Genomic DNA, 17,603 nt, shown 5'->3' with positions numbered 1-17,603 from the left:
CATAGTGGCTCGAAGAGCCCAAATCTCGTAACCTTTGGTCAAAATTTCAAAGGAATTTCAAAAGGGGTTCGGAATTTTTTAATTCCGAACCCCTTTTGTCTACAAACAGAGGCGATTCTTCCAAATGGAAGGATCGCCTCTGTTTTTATTGGTTTTTCTCATGTCAATTCTTAGAATTTCTTCAACGCTTCAATCATAAAACTCCAAAAGCCTTCGACGTCCAGTTCCAATCCATACTTGGCATTTACTTTTCTTCCCGTAACCCCATGCAAATCAATTAAAGTCGTACCTGCCGTAAACTCTCCTTTCGTTTCCACTGTTATATTCACTTCTTTCATTTTGAACAATTCTGGTGCAACACAGTAGGCGACAGTTAAGACATCGTGTACCGGTGCCCCTGCAAAGTTGAACATTTCTTTGTATGTCGAGGCGAAGAATACTAATAATTCTCCTACTATTTTGGCCACATGATTATCAATTTTTTGCACTTGATCGATGACTTCTTTTGTAGCCAGAGCTTGATGAGTGATATCCAGTCCCATGACCGCTATTGGAATGCCGCTATCAAATACTTTTTTCGCCGCTTCCGGATCTGCCCAAATATTAAATTCTGCAGTTGGCGTCCAGTTTCCAAACGTTCCGCCGCCCATAAGGACAATCTCTTCTATATTGTCCTTGATCGCTGGGGCTTTTAATAAAGCCAAAGCAATATTTGTCAAAGGTCCTGTCGGAAGAATCGTAACAGGTACTTTTGACTCTTTTACAAGGCGTATGATCGTATCGCAGCCATGTTCATCACTCCAGCTTCGAGAAGGTTCAGGCAGCTCCGGACCATCAAGACCTGTATCACCATGAATACCTGGTGCCGTTTCTCGTAAGCGAATCAACGGTTCACTTGCCCCTTTTGACACCGCAACACCGGATAAAGATACTAAATCACAGATTTTCAACGCATTTATCGTCGTTTTTTCAATTTCCGCATTCCCGGAAACCGTCGTAATTGCCAAAATCTCCAGCGATGGTTGTGAAGCGGCCAAAATAATTGAAATCGCGTCATCATGCCCTGGATCACAATCCAAAATGATCTTTTTCGTTTGCATCATACCCTCTCCTTTATAGGAATTACATGACAATCCCCATGATCGTTCCGGAAATTACGGAAGCTAATGTAGCACCCAGCAAAAGTTTCAAAGCGAATTTGGAAACATGATTGCCCTGTTTTTCACTAATGGACTTGATTGAACCTGAAACAATGCCTACCGTTCCAAAATTCGCGAAGCTAACCAAATAAACCGATACAATGGCAATCGTTTTATCAGAAAGGTTTTTTGATATTTCACCAAAATTCAGCATCGCAACGAATTCGTTGGTAACAAGCTTTGTAGCCATTATTCCGCCTGCCTTTACAGCTTCTGGCCACGGAATCCCCATTAAAAAAGCGATTGGTGCAAACAGATACCCGATAACCGATTGGAAGGAAAAATGAAAAACACTGAGAAAGATTACATTGATCAATTCCATCAAGGCAATGAATCCCAATAACATCGCCGCAACCGTGATAACGATTTTAAAGCCATCCATTACACTATCCCCAACCATCTGGAAGAAAGGAACTCTTTGATTCTCTTCCAATTGAATCAAATCCTCATGGTCGTCCAAGTCATATGGATTGATGATATTAGCAATGATAAGAGCACTGAAAATATTCAAGACAACAGCGGTAACAACATACTTCGGTTCCAGCATCGTCATATATGCCCCAACCATCGCCATACTTACCGCACTCATTGCCGAGGTACAGATCGTATATAGCCTTTTTGAAGATAAATGTGGAATTTGTTTAATAATTGTAAGAAATACCTCTGGCTGACCAAGGACAGCTGTAGATACCGCAAAATAACTTTCCAGCTTCCCCATTCCCGTTATTTTACTTAATATCAAACCTAAATATTTGATTAGGAATGGCAATATTTTTATATAATTCAATATTCCAATTAACACCGACATGAACACCAAGGGTAATAGAGCTACAAAGAAAAACGTTGTTGCCCCTTTATTTACCATCCCGCCAAATACAAATTGAATTCCGGAATCTGCGACCGCCATTAGTTTTTCAAAAAATTGGCCTACGCTGGTAATCGCAATCAGGCCAATGCTAGTATTCATCATCGTGTACACTAAAAGGATTTGCACGGCCAACATGATCAGAATTCGTTTATATTTTATTTTCTTCCGGTTATTACTGAATAAAAAAGCGATGATAAAAACAAACAGGATCCCTGTTAGCAAGAATATAAAGTCCATTCGACCATCCCCCTAGAGTGTTAACGCTTTCAACCTTATATAAAAAAACAACTTCTATAAGTCTAGTTGTCTAGTATAACAACAGGGTGAGCTTATAGAAGTGGTGTTGGTGATGCTTACACTCTCAGTTTATTATCACTTAGCTTCTCATTGAAACTTACTGCTATTTGGGTTCCCACTTTAGCATTATGCTTTACTAATTCGATATTGGCTTCAAGGCTTTTACCGCCTGTTAATTCTTTGATTTTCCCAAGTAAGAATGGCGTACTATCTTTACCGATGATATGGTTTTCTTCTGCTTCCCGTATTGCTTGAGTGATGATTCCATTGATGTAATCTTGATCCATCGCATATTGTTCCGGTATTGGATTAGTAATGACAGCCCCGCCCTTTAGGCTTAATTCCCATTTGGTTTTTAATGTTTCAGCAATGACATCTATTGAATCCGTAAAGAAGTTTAATTTATGCTCACTTTCCCTAGTGTAAAACGCTGGAAGGCATTCCGTTTCATACCCTATTACGGGAACCCCTTTTGTTTCAAGGTATTCAAGAGTAAGGGCCAAGTCCAGGATCGATTTAGCTCCTGCACATATTACAGCTACATCGGTTTGAGCCAATTCCTCGAGGTCGGCTGATATATCCATAGTCGTTTCCGCTCCTTTATGAACACCGCCAATACCGCCTGTTACAAAAACTTTGATGTCGGCTAACTCTGCGCAGATCATCGTTGTCGCAACAGTTGTTGCCCCTAGTTGTTTGGTAGCGATAATTTGCGCCAAATCACGTCTCGATACCTTGGCCACATATGGGCTTTTCCCAAAAATCTCTAGTTCTTCATCTGTTAATCCGATTTTGATTTTCCCGTCAATGATGGCGATTGTTGCAGGAACCGCACCGTTATCACGAACAATTTGTTCAACTTCACGAGCCATTTTGACGTTTTGAGGATAAGGCATACCATGAGAAATGATGGTGGATTCTAAAGCAACTACCGCTTTGCCTGACGCTTTTGCTTCTTGCACTTCTGAAGACAGTTCAATATATTTTTTCATTTGTAAATTCCTCCATATCCAATTTAAATTGAGTTTGTGACAATTCTTGCCTAACTGTATATTTTGACATGATCGTTTTATGAGAATTGACCAAGCCCGATTTGATGACAGATTCAAAATCCTTCTTTTGTAACCAAGAATAAATGACACCTGAACAAAATGAATCTCCTGCACCTGTGACATCCGCCACTATGGGCGTTTCAACAGATGGGAAATGCTGTATATAACCGTTGGCACCTCCAGTCATGACCCCTTTTGATCCGTTGGTGACAATAACATTTCTTACTCCTAGCTTCAGCCACTCTTTCACCGAATTTTCCCAATCTTCCCTATCGTTGATTTTGACATTCAAATAAGTTTCCGTTTCATCTTTATTGACAATCAGCCAACTCACTGCGTGCATCTTTTTAGGAAGCCCACTCATTTTTTGAGATGAAACAGGGATAATGACTAAAGGAATATGATGTTTAGCAGTGAACAATCCTAGATATTCTATTGTTTCACTTGGACAATTCAAGTCCACTACAATACATTTGGCGATAAGGAGAAGATCGATATTTTTCAAAAGCAATGCGGGTGTAATATAATCAAACACCTTCATATCGGCCAGGGCTAAAGATAAATCGCCGTTTTTGTCAATAACGGCCGTATAGGAGCCCGTTGATATGCCGTCAATTTTAATGACATGATCCAAATTCATAAAAGGCGAAGAAGATTGATAAATATCAAACCAATCCGCATCATTTCCTCGTGCTGAAAGCAAGATAACTTCTTCCCCTAAACGTCCTAAGTTTTCAGCAATATTTCTCGCAACCCCCCCAACCGTTCTAGAAGATCCTATGACAGGATTGGAGGTTTTTTTAACAATTTCATTTTTGGTATATAATTTTTTATCAATATTCGCTCCCCCTATACAAATAATGGGGGACTTTTGTTTTCCCGCATTAAAAGCAATAGCCAAAATCAACACCCCCTTTTTAAACATTTGTTCCTTTGTTAAACATATGTTTAGTATACGCTTACATTTTAACTTGTCAATAAATTTTAAAAATTTAATTAAATGCTTTTTCCTTATTTTTATTTCCCAGCATACGCTTTCCACTTAACGTCGATATAAAAATCCCCAAAATTATGATTACTACTCCCAACATTTGCAACAAAGTCACCATTTCATTTAACAAAATTACCGAGACCATCATTGCGACTGGCAACTCAACTGCACTCAATATTGACGATTTACTTAATCCTATTTTCGGAATGGATATGCTGAACAGATAAACGGGAAGAATCATTCCAAATAAACCCAATGCCAGACCATATATCCAGAGACCATCACTAAATAGAGTGCCGTCCCAGACTATTTGTGGAGTTTGGAAGACAGCTGTCGTTATGAAAGCAAAGAAAGAAACCATGACTAATCGATTGGATGTTGTCATGGTTGGATTTGCTTTGCCATTAAAAAATAAAAATAGAGAATAGCAAACGGCTGCTCCCAGCCCCCATAGCCACCCTTGAAGAGGTACCTTCGTTAAGTCGACATCCATTAGGCCAGCTGCTGGAATGGTTCCGACAAATAATAATAGTATGGAGATGTATTCAGCTCGCCCAGGAAATTGCCGTTTTGCAATACAAGAAATCAGCATGCCGATCCATGTAAACTGAAATAAAAGAACAACAGCTAAAGATGCAGGCAAATAATTCAAGGAAAGACCATACGAAATATTGGTCATCCCTGTCAAGATTCCCACAGGAATCATATTTTTGATTCCACTGATTTTCAATTTTTTTCTTTGAACGGCAAATATACAAACTGCTAGCATAAAGCCCATGACAAATTGGCTTGTAACTGCTTCCGAGGCTGAAAAACCATCAAGCATAGATAGTTTTATGATTGTTGAAACTACGCCGTAGCTGCATGCCCCAATAACCACAAACAAAGGATAAAAGTACAGTTTACTCATTGGATCTTTCTCCTTTCATATCTCACTACCGAATATATAGGCAATAATGAGTTTTAAAACAAAAGTTTATCACGAAGACAAATGTTTAGTAAATACAGAAAAAGTTAAATTTCACACAAAAAAACCGTAAATTTTCTTGAAACAAGAAATTTTACGGTTTTTTTATAATTTGTTCTAAAATTACACGTAAATCGCTCTGCTTATTGGTTTCATGGAACTGAAGTCAACGTTATCCTTGCCATCAATCCGTATCATCCTTGTAGCCTTCTTCAGCAAGTTCATAAAGAAGCTCATCTGTAATATCTGCATTGGTGTTCCAAGTTTGCAAGGTGATGGAGGAAGCTGCCATGCCAAATCGTAAAGATCGTTCGAAGGATTCATTTTGATTCATGCCGAATAAAATGCCTCCTATCAATGCTTCATCGACTCCATTGTTACACTGAAAATTGTCTTGTAGAGGAAGCAAATGCTCTTGCCTTCCATCATTAGCTGCCCAAAAAATCCCCTGCCTGTCCAAGGTGATGATAACCTGACTGACTCCTCTTTGAATGATTTGCTCGGCTGCTTTCTTACAATCTTCAATCGTAACGACTTCCAGATTGGACATTATCGATATTTCACCACGATTGGCAATCAACAAATCTATGCCCTGTAAATTAGTTGGCATTCTCGATGCCTTAGGCGCCGAAACGGGATTAATCCATAAGGTCAATTTTTCTTTTTCACATCTTTTAATAAGATAAGTCAAGGTTTCTTCCGGAAGGTTGGAATCTGCAAATATTATATTGGAAGAGGCAAGATGCGACCAACGTGCTTCAATCAACTCAATGTTAAACTGGTCATAGATTTGCATATCAGCCACCGCTAAAATCATTTCACCTGAATCATCAAGAATGGATGTATATGTACCTGTCTTTTCCATATTCAATGCCAAGCATTGACTAACATCCACTCCGTATCTTTTTGTTTCTTCCATTAACCATTTTCCTTCTTGGTCATCCCCGATCAAAGTAATCAATGATACTTGGCAGCCTAACCTTCCGAGGTTCTCTGATACATTTCGGGAAATACCGCCACAGGACTGTCTAACCGCTGCCGGGTTGGACGTACCATACTGAATGGGCTTCAAGGTTTGTGACATACGATCAATATTGGCGCCACCAATGCAAGTAATTCGTGACTCTTCCCGCACGATATAGGCTCGCCCTAATATTTCTCCCTTTTTCGTCAGAGTTGAAATATAACCAGCCACTGCTGATCTTGATAGTCCAAGTTTTACTGATAATTCTTGTTGAGATATAAAAGGATTCTCTCTGATTAATGCCAAAATATACTGATCCTTCACCTTATTTCCCTTCCTTCTCTAACATCTGTTGTATGAGTATTTGTGAGTTTATGTATATATAATGCTTGACCCATCCTTCAATACTTATATTTTATAAAATATTTGTGTTAATGTGAAATTGAATCAGTCCTTCTCCTGATTTTATATACTCAATCACATGAATAGAATCCGTTGACTTGCTTCATTCCGATCTTATTTATCCGGTCTTCAAAATAAGCATCACTGTATCGATTTCACCAAAGTCTTCATGATGCGCATCATTGCCCTTCAAAAATTTCGCTCACGCACATTGTTATATAAGAATAGGAACAACAAGTTTGCTTCCTTCCTCCTATTAAAAAAAGTGCCAATTTCTTTTCGATAGAAACCGGCACTCCGTATATCCGCTACATGTTACCGAGCCGCTTTAGGCGGTTGGCATACGTCACATTTACGTTGGTTATTATTTTTGAATTTCTTGAATGTTTTTTCAAAGTTGCTGCCGCAGGTACATTTAAATAGTAACTTTTGCGAAAAACCGTGATATTCCGTCGTTAGCAACTTACTTTCCGAATTGCCCTCAACGAATTCTTTAATTTTGCCAATGGTCCATTGTTTGTTCACTCTCTTACACCTCCAGTTTTTGTATCGCTAAGCGGAGGCTTTTTCTTGGCATCCGTTCAATTATAATCATCCTAAGTTAACCATTATAACATGAATTGATAGGCATTTAATAGCTTGAACTATGTTATGAACTGTACTCGAACCCGCCTCCAAAGATTGTTTTTCTTCGTGGTCATTAAATCATGCCGGCTACCCACTTCAGGCAATCGCCCTAAGGAGCCTCGCACACCCGCTCCCTGAAATATATTGACCAAGCGGGGACTGTGAAACAATTAGTTCGTAAAATGGAGGATTCCATGGACCTCGCCTTCATTCATGAAAGAAAATAACATCCTCTTTTTATTGGAACTAAAAAAGGAATCGGAATTTTTCAATTCCCATCCCGTTTTTTCTACAAACTGAGCGATTAGCAATCGCTTATTGAGGGTGGATTTCACTTTCGATCCAATCAAGCTCTGTTGTTTTTTTCAAACATATCTTTGCATTTGGACTCCAAAAGTTCATTAACGTTTCATGGACATGTTCAATAATGCGGGGAGCTGATAGGTGATTTGCATCATTCGTTGTGTGGGCATCACCGATAAGGGTGACATCATAGCCTAAATCAAAGGCTCCCCTACATGTGGAATCAACACAGTATTCCGTCTGTGCTCCACAAATGTAGAGCTGCGTGACACCTAGCTTGTCAAGTGTTTGTTGTAATGGGGTGTGGCTAAACGAATTCGGCACGCTTTTAAAGAGGGTCACCTCTTGAAGGAGTGGTTTCTCAAGCCTTGGGTGAAACTGCCACCCAGGTTCGCCTTTTTTCAATGGACCTTCTGGCGACTCGTGCTGAATATAGATAATCGGTATTTGCAGTCCTCTTGCAGATTGAATTAAATGGTTGATGTTGTCAATTACCTTATCGCGTTTATAGCCTTCTTCCACGACGGCCGTTTGCATATCAATGATCATTAATGCTTTCTTTTCCACCCGTAAGCACCTCCGTTTTTCACTCGTTTCAATCATAACAAAACTCTGACTTTTTATACACATGAACAAAAAAATATTGATTTTCATGTATATCCAGCAAAGGCGTAAAATTTTAGTTCGAAAGCAATCCTTGAACGTATTGTTTCCCTCCTCATTATTTATAATTTTATTGGTGTGGCTTCACTTTTTCGTGTTGAGGAGCGGAACTTAGGAAGACGAAGATGGTAAGAGGACAAGAAACACAAAAAGATGAGCCAGGAAATGTATCTACTGGCTCATCTTTTTTATGTTTTCCTGGCACATCTCGACAAAACTTGTACCTGAATATTGAAAGTTGCTCTCTCGTTTATTACTTTAATTTGAATGTATGATAAGTGTTAAAAGGCCGCCAATTGGCTGCTTTATCAAGGCGTTAACGACTCGTTAGTTAAAGTTGGAATTTGTTTAATTATTTTCATCTGGATAACCATGTTTGCTGTTAACTAATTTTTCCAATTTTCCCCGATATAGAGAGTCTTTTATTTCTTTCACCCTAAAAGGAATGAGCGGAGAAAGGTATGGGACTCCAACGGATTTTAAACTGATCATATGCATTAATATAAGAGTAGCACCGATAATGATACCAAGATAACCGAAGTAGTAAGCCAAGATAATGATGATAAATCTTAAGGTACTAAATGCTGCTGTGAGTCCTGAATTGCCAAACAGGGTTCCCGTAATGAACGTTAACCCGACGATGATAAGACCTACGGGATGGATCAAGTTTGCTGTAATGGCTGTTTCACCAATTAAGATAGGTCCAATCAGTGCTATCAAGATCACCAGGTTCTTAGGTATCCTGTTACAAGCATCTATAACGACACGAAATAAAATAATGAGTATGATGACTTCCCAAATTGTGGGTAATAGTTCGTTTTTTGTGACTAAGGATTCATAAACCTTTTTGGATAGACGGTCACCTCCGTACTTATCGAGTGCAACATAAATTCCTGAAAGGAATATTGTTGTTAAAAAGGCAAAAAGACGTATGATTCTGATGGAAAACCTTCCATAATTGGTCGTATAATCATCCGGTGCTTGTAAAAAATCCGTGAACATCGACGGGAAGATCATTACTTGTGGATTACCATCTACCATCAATATTACACGTCCTTCCAAAATGCCGGAAGCTATTACATCAGGTCGTTCTGAATTCAAGGTTAAAGGAAAGAGTGTTTGTTTCCCATCCACTATTTCTTGGACCACTCTTCCTTGCATGATATATTTAACATCGACTTTTTCCAATCGTTTTCTCACTTCTTTTAATATACCATTGTCAACAGTATCATGGAGGAACAGGAGATATACATCCGTTTTAGCTACAGACCCGAAATTCATCTTTTGTACGTAAAATTGTTCTGATTTAACCATTCCCCTTAACACGTTTATATTGGTTTGAGCATTTTCCGAAAAGCCAAAAACCATACCATTTGGAGTTCTTTCTCCAGAAGACTCTTCCAGTGCCCTCTCTTTCCATTTGGCAGTATCTGCAATGATGACTTCTAAAAACCCATCAAATACCAAAACGGTTTTACCTTGAATTATTGCATCAAGTACATCTTGATATGAATTGGTGATTTTAATACTTGCTGCGGAAAGTATACTATTGGCTACGTTATTTATAAACTCCTTATTGATTAAAGGTTTATCTATGTTTAAGGTATCCATGATTCGAAGTATCACTGAATTCTGAAGGTAGTCCGTATCAACCAAACCACCTAAAAAAACAACATTCAACTTCATTTTTTTATTGATCCCAAATTTGATTTCTCTAATACTTAAATCAAAAGTATTGTTAAAGTCCATTTTTATATTGTTAATATTATTCTCTAAATCCTCCTGCAAAGTATAGGACATTGTTCAACCTACCACCTAAAATATTTTATGCTTTTAGTATGTTCATAAAAGCAAGAATGTATTTTCAGTTATTGTGATCGACTAAAGATTGTTCAACTAACATGCCACGTTCGTTGCATAAAGAAAAAACGTGCCTAAGCGGTCACGTTTTTCGTATGAAGGAAATACCTTTACTTCTATATTATTTTAATTGGCATACAAGCGGTATTGATCGCTTAAAGTATCTCCATTACCATAAATATAGGCTTTAGATCCGGATGTGTAGGAGGAATCATCGTACTGCCATTTGATTCTGAGCCCCATATTTCCACCTGCTCCAAAGGTGTTCTTGCCGCTTTTCTTAATATATTGCGAAAAACTGTCCCACGTCCTGGGACCAACCACACCATCCACTTTCAGGTTGTTTTCTTTTTGATATTTCCTTACACCCGCTTCCGTTTTCGGTCCGAATATCCCATCGACGTCAACAACCGCTGAATCGGTATAAAATCCCATTACATTCAGGATATACTGCATATTTCTGACTTCCACCCCAAGGGTGTCCTTACGCAAAATAGAATTTTTATCCCAGCTATCAGGATGGTGAAATCCTCCGGCGGATGCGAAAGCGGTGGAAAAAGTTATCCCTAGGCCCATTGTCAATACTACCAAGCTGGTGAGTAATCTCTTCAAAAAACCATCTCCCTCTTTTTTATGCATCTTAACCACCTTGACTATTTCCCCTCAACCCTTATATTCCCCTTCCGACCAATGTCCTGTTTTGAGAGAATTCCAAATATCCCCTGAAGGGACGATGGGTTCATATATCATATTTCCTAAAGCTTCTTTCCTCCCCTTTACACGGTTCCTCGATAATTACGAATAGTACTGCAATCATGATGGTCATAATAAAAGCAATCTAGACGCATACCCAAATGGTATCAATGAAAGGAGGAAAAAAATATTCCTAGAGTTAATAAAGGATCGATTGTGTTTGGTACGATCATCATTCAAATAGGTTTGGGCACGATTTACACGTGGAGCTTATTCAATCAGCCCTTGGCAGACAAATTCGGCTGGAAACTGAGTTCCGTCGCCATCACCTTTTCCATAACGAGCTTCGCTTTGGCAGTTGCGACGCTCTTTGCCGGAAGATTGCAGGAAAAATGGGGCCTCCGTCGGCTGATCGCTTTAGCCGGGATCGTTCTTGGAGCTGGATTGATCGCAAGTTCATTCGTTTCAAAATTATTGGTTTTATACATCACCGCAGGGGTGGTTGTCGGATTCGCGGATGGCCTGGCCTACATTACCACTTTGTCCAATCTTATAAAATGGTTTCCGGACCGCAAGGGGCTGATTTCAGGAATTTCCGTTTCCGCTTACGGGATGGGGAGCCTGCTATTCAAATTCATCAACACATGGTTAATAAATAATGTCGGTCCTTCACAAACATTTATGTATTGGGGAATCATTGTAATGGCCATGGTGCTTATTGGATCGCGTTTTATACGGGAGGCACCGGAAGCGGCTGGTGATGCATCCGCTCTTACAGACTCGAACAATTATACAGTCAAGGAAATGATGAGGACGAAAGAGGTATATCTATTGTTCGTCATGTTTTTTACCGCTTGCATGAGCGGGCTTTACTTAATCAGCATCGCCAAGGATGCAGGTGTCCAATTGGCTGGATTGGATGCGGTCACTGCCGCGAATGCCGTAGCCATGATTGCCATCTTCAACACGATCGGACGTCTGATCCTGGGAGCCCTTTCGGATAAAATCAGCCGGATGAAGGTGATTGCCTTCAGCTTCCTCGTCACCGCTGCAGCAGTTCTTGTTTTGACCCTGGGGAATATTAGCTTCGGTCTCTTTTTTGCGTGTGTGGCGGGCATCGCCTTTTGCTTTGGAGGTAATATTACCGTCTTTCCCGCAATCGTTGGTGATTTTTTCGGTTTAAAAAACCACAGCAAAAATTATAGTATCGTCTATCAAGGCTTCGGCCTTGGTGCCCTTTCCGGATCGTTCATTGCTGCCATCATCAATGGATTCAGGCCGACCTTCATGATCATAGCCGTATTATGCGTCGTGTCCTTCATCATTGCTCTAAGAGTGAAGCCCCCAAAAGCTCGCAGGGGAAATCCTTTATGACCATTGCATCTCCCAATTAGGAAGCATCTATTATCATCATGAAGATCAAGGAGGAAAAGAATGAAGCAAACAATCGCAGACCTATTAATTGACTCATTATTGCAAGCAGGTGTGAAAAGGATTTATGGAATTGTTGGAGACTCCTTGAATGCTGTCCTCGATTCCATCAGACGCTCTGGCAAGATCGAGTGGATCGGGGTCCGTCACGAAGAAGTCGCAGCATTTGCCGCAGGCTCGGATTCCCTGTTGAGCGGCAGCATCGCCGTTTGCGCAGGCAGCAGCGGCCCTGGGAACCTTCATCTTATCAATGGCTTGTATGATTGCCATCGCAGCCGGATTCCCGTCTTGGCTATCGCGGCCCATATTCCAAGCAATGAAATTGGCGGCGAGTATTTCCAACAGACCCACCCTGAACAGCTTTTCAAGGAATGCAGCCACTTCAGTGAACTGGTGTCGAAACCTGAGCATATGCCTCGTATGGTCACAATCGCCATGCAGCATGCGGTTTCAAGAAAAGGCGTCGCCGTTTTGGTTCTTCCGGGTGATGTAGCTGCAATGCCTGACAGTGAAGCCGTCCCTGAGAAGGTCGTCCATGTGACGGAACCCGTTGTCCGCCCATCCGATGCCGAATTGCAAAGGCTGGCGGAATATTTAAATGATGGCAAGCGAATTACATTATTATGCGGTGCAGGCTGTGAAGGCGCCCATCCCCAGCTGATGGAACTCTGTGACCGGTTGAAGTCACCGATGGTCATCGCCCTACGTGGGAAGGAGCATCTTGAATATGATAATCCATACTCTGTAGGTCTTACAGGTCTGATTGGCTACTCTTCAGGATATCACGCCATGATGGATTGTGATGTATTGCTGATGCTCGGAACCGACTTCCCATACCGACAATTCTTCCCCAAGAAAGCCCAAATCCTTCAGGTTGACCTCAGGGCTGAGCACCTTGGGCGACGGGCAAATTTAACATTGGGCCTATGCGGTGATGTCAAGAATACGATTGAAGCATTGCTTCCTTATCTAACAGAAAAGCATGGCCAGCGACACTTGAATAAATTTGTCGATCATTATAAAAATGTCCGCGAAGGGCTTGATGAACTAGCAGTAGGCAAACCAGGCCATACACCCATCCACCCTCAATACTTAACGAAAATGGTCAGTGACCTTGCCAGCGAGGATGCGATCTTCACCTGTGACGTAGGGACACCTACCTTGTGGGCAGCCAGGTACCTTGAAATGAATGGAAAAAGGAGATTATTGGGATCCTTCAATCACGGTTCGATGGCAAATGCCTTGCCGCAAGCAATCGGGGCGCAGTGCATCGATTCAGGCAGGCAGGTCATTGCCCTTTCAGGCGATGGGGGCCTTTCCATGTTAATGGGAGATATGCTGACCCTGCGACAGCATAATCTGCCCGTAAAGATCATCGTATTCAACAACAGTGCGCTTAGCTTTGTCGAATTGGAGATGAAGGCAGCAGGCTATTTGGAAACCGGTACAGAGCTTAAAAACCCGAACCTGGCAGCCGTTGCCGAAGCAATGGGAATTATGGGGATACGTGTAGAAGATCCAGCAGACCTCCAGGATTCACTGAAGCGGGCTTTTGAACATGATGGACCCGTATTATTGGATGTACTCGTGAATCGCCAGGAAATATCCCTTCCGCCAAGAATAGAATTTGACCAAGCACATGGTTTTACATTATGGATGGTCAAGGCAGTGCTCAATGGTGATGGCAATAAATTAATCGAACTTGCCAAAACAAATCTCCTGCGCTAGTCAGGTGAATTAAAAAGGGATCCCCTTTGGATCCCTTTTCATTTTATGGCTTCCTAACAGAGTGAGCCCTCCCCTGATCGAGGCTTATTGGATATAAAATCAACGCAAAAGCGAAAAGTAAGATTAACATATCCAGTTGTCCAGGTATCAGCCAAGCCGCTCTCCAAATGGACTGCAAAGTATGTCTTGCCGTGACAAACTTCGTATAGTCTTCATATCGGACTTCCCTGTTCATTGATTCCAAATCGGCCAACAGCCTTTGAATTTTCGCTTCCATTACTCCCCACTCAATCGGGACCCATTCATGATGGAGACAATTATAGGTTCCTGTCCAATAAAAGTCCCAATTGTTCTGCGACGACTTGAGGCGGATCAGGTATATCTTTCCTGAAATATGATTCGACTACGCCTACTACAGCGGATCCGAAGAACCTAAGAACGACTTCTTTACTTAATCCTTGATTTCCCCCTTCGTTTATATTCACATCAACGCTTAATTCCTCCATGACAAATTCCAGGAACTGACTCCGAAAAGCGGAAGCCCCCTTGCTCTTTAACATCGTCGAAAAGAATAAGAAATTTCTTTCAAAGTATTCGAACCAAATCAGATTCGCATCTATGAAATCCATTTCCGATGCTGATCGGCACAGTTTTCTTAGTTCGTTAATATGTTCTTCAATGAGCTTATCCAGTAAATCAAACTTATCGAGATAATGATGATATATTGTCCTTCTGCCTACATTTGCCCTGTCGGATATATCTTGTATCGTAATCTGGTCGAAATTTTTTTCAGACATCAGTTCGATGAAAGCTTTTTTAATCGCTTGTTGGGATTTGAGTATTCTTCTATCCACCGTGGACATTGAAGTCACCAAACTTTCTTTAAATTAGGTTCTTTTGTTGGTTTTAAAACGAAGCAATTCCAGGTTGATTGAAGGAGATTGCGAAACTCCTGCGGGAGCAGCTGGACAAGTGAAACTGACCAGGCGTTCATGCCGAGGAAGCAACCGCCCGCCCTCTGTAAAGCTTTCCATTGGAGGCGAAATCAACCACATCGCATTACTTGTTGAATCGCAACAAAGTAGCCAAAAACAACCTTATATTCTGCCACAATTTCAATGAACTCATGCTTCACCACTTCAAATTATACACAAACGCGCAATATCGCATCAATATGTATTTATTTATGAACAAAGCACCATCAAGCAGAGAATGTAGGAATTAGGTGATTTTTTTCGTAGTAAATTGTAAAATGGAATATATTAGTCGGAAGGGAGAGGGATTCATGAGCAAAAAAGAAGAGGAAAAAAACAGCCTAAAAAGACCTTCAATGGATAGAACAGGTCTTAGATCCTTTAGTGGAAATCCCGAAGAATTTGAATTATCTTTTTATGGAATATTCATGGCTTGCATCCCCATCTTCATTTTAGGAGGAATCGTTTGGTACAACTGGTAACGTTCATTTACAATGGCTTTTTAATTGTGTTTTGGCTTCTTCCACGATCGTTGTAATTAATGCACCCTTAGTTAAACTTTCAATATTATCACCCTATTGAAGGACATGAATTTTTTCACTAATATCATACCAGACTGATAAACTTTCATTAGGGAAATGTTCACGGACGACGGTATATATCTCATCAGCGATTTCAAGAACATCTCCTTCACCATTTGAAATTTTCGTTAATAATATCTCCATATAATCATTTGTACATTCTTCGGGTAAAGGTTCCTGCAAACCTAATTCTCTTATAGATCTTTGAAAAATAATCTTCAACTTCAAAAATACTATCTTGTTCACAAAAAGAAGCTACAATCATTCATGACTGTGATGCACAATCATTCTCCAGTATGTGTACAGCCCATTTGACGTAGTCGATCGATTGTACATTTCCTTCAAATTTTATAAATTCCTTGAAAAAAATGCTTCCCTATGGTCAGTACCTTCTGCCATTTAAGTCACCAACCAAGCTGATCGTTCCTTATCTTCGGCGGTGCCGAAAAAATACAGCCCACTTAAAACCGATCCACACAGTACCCATCCTATACCTGAAGCTGTACCGAAACGTTTTTCAGAGGGTGTATGAATCGATAGATAACGGGAATGATCAGCTGATTATCGTGCATAAATCCATGTTTGGTTAACGGTCATAAAATTTGGCGTAGCGAAATTGGAGAAGCTAGTGATGACACTAGCGGGTACGGATTGGTTAGAACCTGCGAGCATAACAGATCGATGGACACTCGATGCGTCGTCTTAGCAAATGTGTTTTGGGTTTATTGAGTTAACGATTCATGCCAATTGGTGAATAAGTTCGTAATTTCTTTTCGTGTACACGTATCCTTCTAAGATGATCCTCGCTGTGCGGACAACTTTAATGGCGCGGATATGTCCTGCAAGGAAGTCAACCTTTGTTTCCATTATACCTGCGGGGTGGGCCAATCGGAGAATCTCGTTTCTAATTTTCACCATTTCAGATAAGATCGTTTCCTGTAAGTACGCTCCGGCAGTTGTGCAGATAGCCCCTGTAATGGCAAGCGCTTGATGAGGCTTTTGCATGGACATCATCCTGATCACCAAATCCATGTCGTCCGCTTTCCTTTCCGTTCCTGTTACATCTATATAATTCATAGGAGGGGCAATGATGGTCATTTTGGGCACAGCAGGAGATTTAATCGTTGCAGTTTTCCTATCGGAAAATTGACACATTTCCGCTGCAATGGCGCGGATTTCTTCCAGTTCATTTAGTTTTTCCTGTGAAAAGTCCGCAGGCAATTCACTTCCGACCAAGCCGATATCATGAGCTCTTACAAAAACAAGGGGATTTGCGACGTCAATAATCGAAACTGGGATCAACCGGTCTTTAGTTTTGATCATGTCAATTGGGTTTCCTGTAGGGAAAATCTTCCCGGTTACAGCCCCTTCTGCACGATTAAAAGACAGGTATACAGGTGACCCAGTCCCAGGAACGCCTGGAATGGAGCAGGCTCCCTCTGTTTTCACTTGTCCATTTTCAACTTCCACTTCTGCTGTAATCAATTTTTGTGTATTTTTATTAAAAATCCTTACCGTTGTAACAGGTTCGATGGCCGGAACTAATCCTTGCTCAATGGCGTATGGTCCTACCCCGGATGATATATTCCCACAATTCCCTTTAAAATCCACCATCTGATTATCTATGCTTATCTGGGCGAATGTGTACTCCACATCATAATCCAATGAATCAGACTTCTTGATGATCGCTGCTTTACTAGTCAATGAATTAGCTCCACCAAGACCATCAATCTGTCTATGATCGGGACTACCCATTACATCCAGTAAAAACGCTTCCCACTGTAACGGATCGGAAGGCATATGTTCATAATTGAAAAAGACCCCTTTACTTGTACCGCCACGCATCAATACTACTGGTATTTTCATTACATTAACCACCTTTAAAATAGTATTCCAGCACTACCAGTTCCTTTGAAAGTATAGTATGATAAATTGAATTATAAGTAAAATACATATTTTTTTTAAAAAAACAAAAAAAAATCTTATAATCAGTAAAGAGGTGT

17 protein-coding genes are annotated in these 17,603 nt (G+C 40.6%); 3 read left to right on the top strand and 14 right to left on the bottom strand.

The features are described 5' to 3' along the window. Window positions 1–170: 170 nt before the first annotated feature. The 10 genes from MHI53_RS04510 to MHI53_RS04465 all read right to left on the bottom strand — a co-directional run bounded on the left by MHI53_RS04510 (window position 171) and on the right by MHI53_RS04465 (window position 10,832). On the bottom strand, window positions 171–1,100 hold the full coding sequence (locus MHI53_RS04510) for a nucleoside hydrolase (RefSeq protein WP_061140227.1): 930 nt from the start codon (window positions 1,098–1,100) through the stop codon (window positions 171–173). A 22-nt stretch (window positions 1,101–1,122) separates the two neighbouring features. Beyond that, window positions 1,123–2,304, bottom strand: coding sequence for a nucleoside transporter C-terminal domain-containing protein (locus tag MHI53_RS04505; protein WP_340372871.1), 1,182 nt, complete (start codon window positions 2,302–2,304; stop codon window positions 1,123–1,125). 116 nt (window positions 2,305–2,420) lie between these two features. Continuing rightward, a complete protein-coding gene (locus tag MHI53_RS04500) occupies window positions 2,421–3,356 on the bottom strand; it encodes a pseudouridine-5'-phosphate glycosidase (protein ID WP_061140225.1) in 936 nt (311 codons plus the stop codon). After that, window positions 3,340–4,317 carry a carbohydrate kinase family protein gene (locus tag MHI53_RS04495; protein ID WP_260320059.1) on the bottom strand — a complete coding sequence of 326 codons (978 nt, stop codon included), beginning with the start codon at window positions 4,315–4,317 and terminating at the stop codon, window positions 3,340–3,342. The genes MHI53_RS04500 and MHI53_RS04495 overlap by 17 nt, the downstream gene beginning before the upstream one ends. Before the next feature lie 91 nt (window positions 4,318–4,408). Beyond that, window positions 4,409–5,317: a DMT family transporter gene (locus MHI53_RS04490; RefSeq protein ID WP_340372870.1), complete on the bottom strand. Its 909-nt coding sequence runs from the start codon at window positions 5,315–5,317 to the stop codon at window positions 4,409–4,411. A 241-nt stretch (window positions 5,318–5,558) separates the two neighbouring features. Next, a complete protein-coding gene (locus MHI53_RS04485) occupies window positions 5,559–6,662 on the bottom strand; it encodes a carbohydrate kinase (RefSeq protein ID WP_061140223.1) in 1,104 nt (367 codons plus the stop codon). A gap of 393 nt (window positions 6,663–7,055) precedes the next feature. After that, window positions 7,056–7,265 (bottom strand): hypothetical protein, encoded by a 210-nt coding sequence (locus tag MHI53_RS04480; protein ID WP_061140222.1) that lies wholly within the window; start codon window positions 7,263–7,265, stop codon window positions 7,056–7,058. A 417-nt stretch (window positions 7,266–7,682) separates the two neighbouring features. Continuing rightward, window positions 7,683–8,237 (bottom strand): cysteine hydrolase family protein, encoded by a 555-nt coding sequence (locus MHI53_RS04475; protein WP_340372869.1) that lies wholly within the window; start codon window positions 8,235–8,237, stop codon window positions 7,683–7,685. A gap of 444 nt (window positions 8,238–8,681) precedes the next feature. Then, window positions 8,682–10,133 (bottom strand): spore germination protein, encoded by a 1,452-nt coding sequence (locus MHI53_RS04470; protein WP_340372868.1) that lies wholly within the window; start codon window positions 10,131–10,133, stop codon window positions 8,682–8,684. A 186-nt stretch (window positions 10,134–10,319) separates the two neighbouring features. Next, window positions 10,320–10,832 carry a peptidoglycan-binding domain-containing protein gene (locus MHI53_RS04465; RefSeq protein WP_061140219.1) on the bottom strand — a complete coding sequence of 171 codons (513 nt, stop codon included), beginning with the start codon at window positions 10,830–10,832 and terminating at the stop codon, window positions 10,320–10,322. Between the two features lie 267 nt (window positions 10,833–11,099). On the opposite strand from MHI53_RS04465, the gene MHI53_RS04460 reads away from it, so the two are divergent. Both MHI53_RS04460 and poxB read left to right on the top strand, forming a co-directional pair. Beyond that, window positions 11,100–12,260, top strand: coding sequence for an OFA family MFS transporter (locus tag MHI53_RS04460; RefSeq protein ID WP_340373643.1), 1,161 nt, complete (start codon window positions 11,100–11,102; stop codon window positions 12,258–12,260). A gap of 60 nt (window positions 12,261–12,320) precedes the next feature. Continuing rightward, on the top strand, window positions 12,321–14,045 hold the full coding sequence (gene poxB / locus MHI53_RS04455; RefSeq protein ID WP_340372867.1) for a ubiquinone-dependent pyruvate dehydrogenase: 1,725 nt from the start codon (window positions 12,321–12,323) through the stop codon (window positions 14,043–14,045). 43 nt (window positions 14,046–14,088) lie between these two features. Here poxB and MHI53_RS04450 read toward each other — a convergent pair whose 3' ends face one another. Beyond that, window positions 14,089–14,322 carry a hypothetical protein gene (locus MHI53_RS04450; protein WP_340372866.1) on the bottom strand — a complete coding sequence of 78 codons (234 nt, stop codon included), beginning with the start codon at window positions 14,320–14,322 and terminating at the stop codon, window positions 14,089–14,091. Window positions 14,323–14,362: 40 nt separating this feature from the next. Beyond that, on the bottom strand, window positions 14,363–14,908 hold the full coding sequence (locus MHI53_RS04445) for a TetR/AcrR family transcriptional regulator (RefSeq protein ID WP_340372865.1): 546 nt from the start codon (window positions 14,906–14,908) through the stop codon (window positions 14,363–14,365). A gap of 422 nt (window positions 14,909–15,330) precedes the next feature. Here MHI53_RS04445 and MHI53_RS04440 point away from each other — a divergent pair, with 422 nt between their 5' ends. After that, entirely contained in the window at window positions 15,331–15,501 is a 171-nt protein-coding gene (locus MHI53_RS04440) for a hypothetical protein (RefSeq protein WP_340372864.1), read from the top strand. Between the two features lie 93 nt (window positions 15,502–15,594). Here the strand turns inward: MHI53_RS04440 and MHI53_RS04435 are convergent, their stop codons facing one another. Together MHI53_RS04435 and MHI53_RS04430 are read right to left on the bottom strand one after the other, a co-directional pair. Next, entirely contained in the window at window positions 15,595–15,783 is a 189-nt protein-coding gene (locus MHI53_RS04435) for a hypothetical protein (protein ID WP_061140214.1), read from the bottom strand. Window positions 15,784–16,338: 555 nt separating this feature from the next. Continuing rightward, window positions 16,339–17,466, bottom strand: a complete 1,128-nt coding sequence (locus tag MHI53_RS04430; protein WP_061140213.1) for a PrpF domain-containing protein — start codon at window positions 17,464–17,466, stop codon at window positions 16,339–16,341. Window positions 17,467–17,603: the final 137 nt, after the last annotated feature.

The organism is Peribacillus sp. FSL E2-0218, assembly GCF_037992945.1.
Lineage (GTDB): Bacteria > Bacillota > Bacilli > Bacillales > DSM-1321 > Peribacillus > Peribacillus simplex_B.
This window is presented reverse-complemented; position numbering and strand designations above follow the sequence as displayed.

Coding starts and splice junctions, on each gene's coding strand:
- MHI53_RS04510 (WP_061140227.1), bottom strand. CDS start 1,100: ATGCAAACGAAAAAGATCATTTTGGATTGTGATCCAGGGCATGATGAC.
- MHI53_RS04505 (WP_340372871.1), bottom strand. CDS start 2,304: ATGGACTTTATATTCTTGCTAACAGGGATCCTGTTTGTTTTTATCATC.
- MHI53_RS04500 (WP_061140225.1), bottom strand. CDS start 3,356: ATGAAAAAATATATTGAACTGTCTTCAGAAGTGCAAGAAGCAAAAGCG.
- MHI53_RS04490 (WP_340372870.1), bottom strand. CDS start 5,317: ATGAGTAAACTGTACTTTTATCCTTTGTTTGTGGTTATTGGGGCATGC.
- MHI53_RS04470 (WP_340372868.1), bottom strand. CDS start 10,133: ATGTCCTATACTTTGCAGGAGGATTTAGAGAATAATATTAACAATATA.
- MHI53_RS04465 (WP_061140219.1), bottom strand. CDS start 10,832: ATGCATAAAAAAGAGGGAGATGGTTTTTTGAAGAGATTACTCACCAGC.
- poxB (WP_340372867.1), top strand. CDS start 12,321: ATGAAGCAAACAATCGCAGACCTATTAATTGACTCATTATTGCAAGCA.
- MHI53_RS04450 (WP_340372866.1), bottom strand. CDS start 14,322: ATGGAAGCGAAAATTCAAAGGCTGTTGGCCGATTTGGAATCAATGAAC.
- MHI53_RS04445 (WP_340372865.1), bottom strand. CDS start 14,908: ATGTCCACGGTGGATAGAAGAATACTCAAATCCCAACAAGCGATTAAA.
- MHI53_RS04440 (WP_340372864.1), top strand. CDS start 15,331: ATGAGCAAAAAAGAAGAGGAAAAAAACAGCCTAAAAAGACCTTCAATG.
- MHI53_RS04430 (WP_061140213.1), bottom strand. CDS start 17,466: ATGAAAATACCAGTAGTATTGATGCGTGGCGGTACAAGTAAAGGGGTC.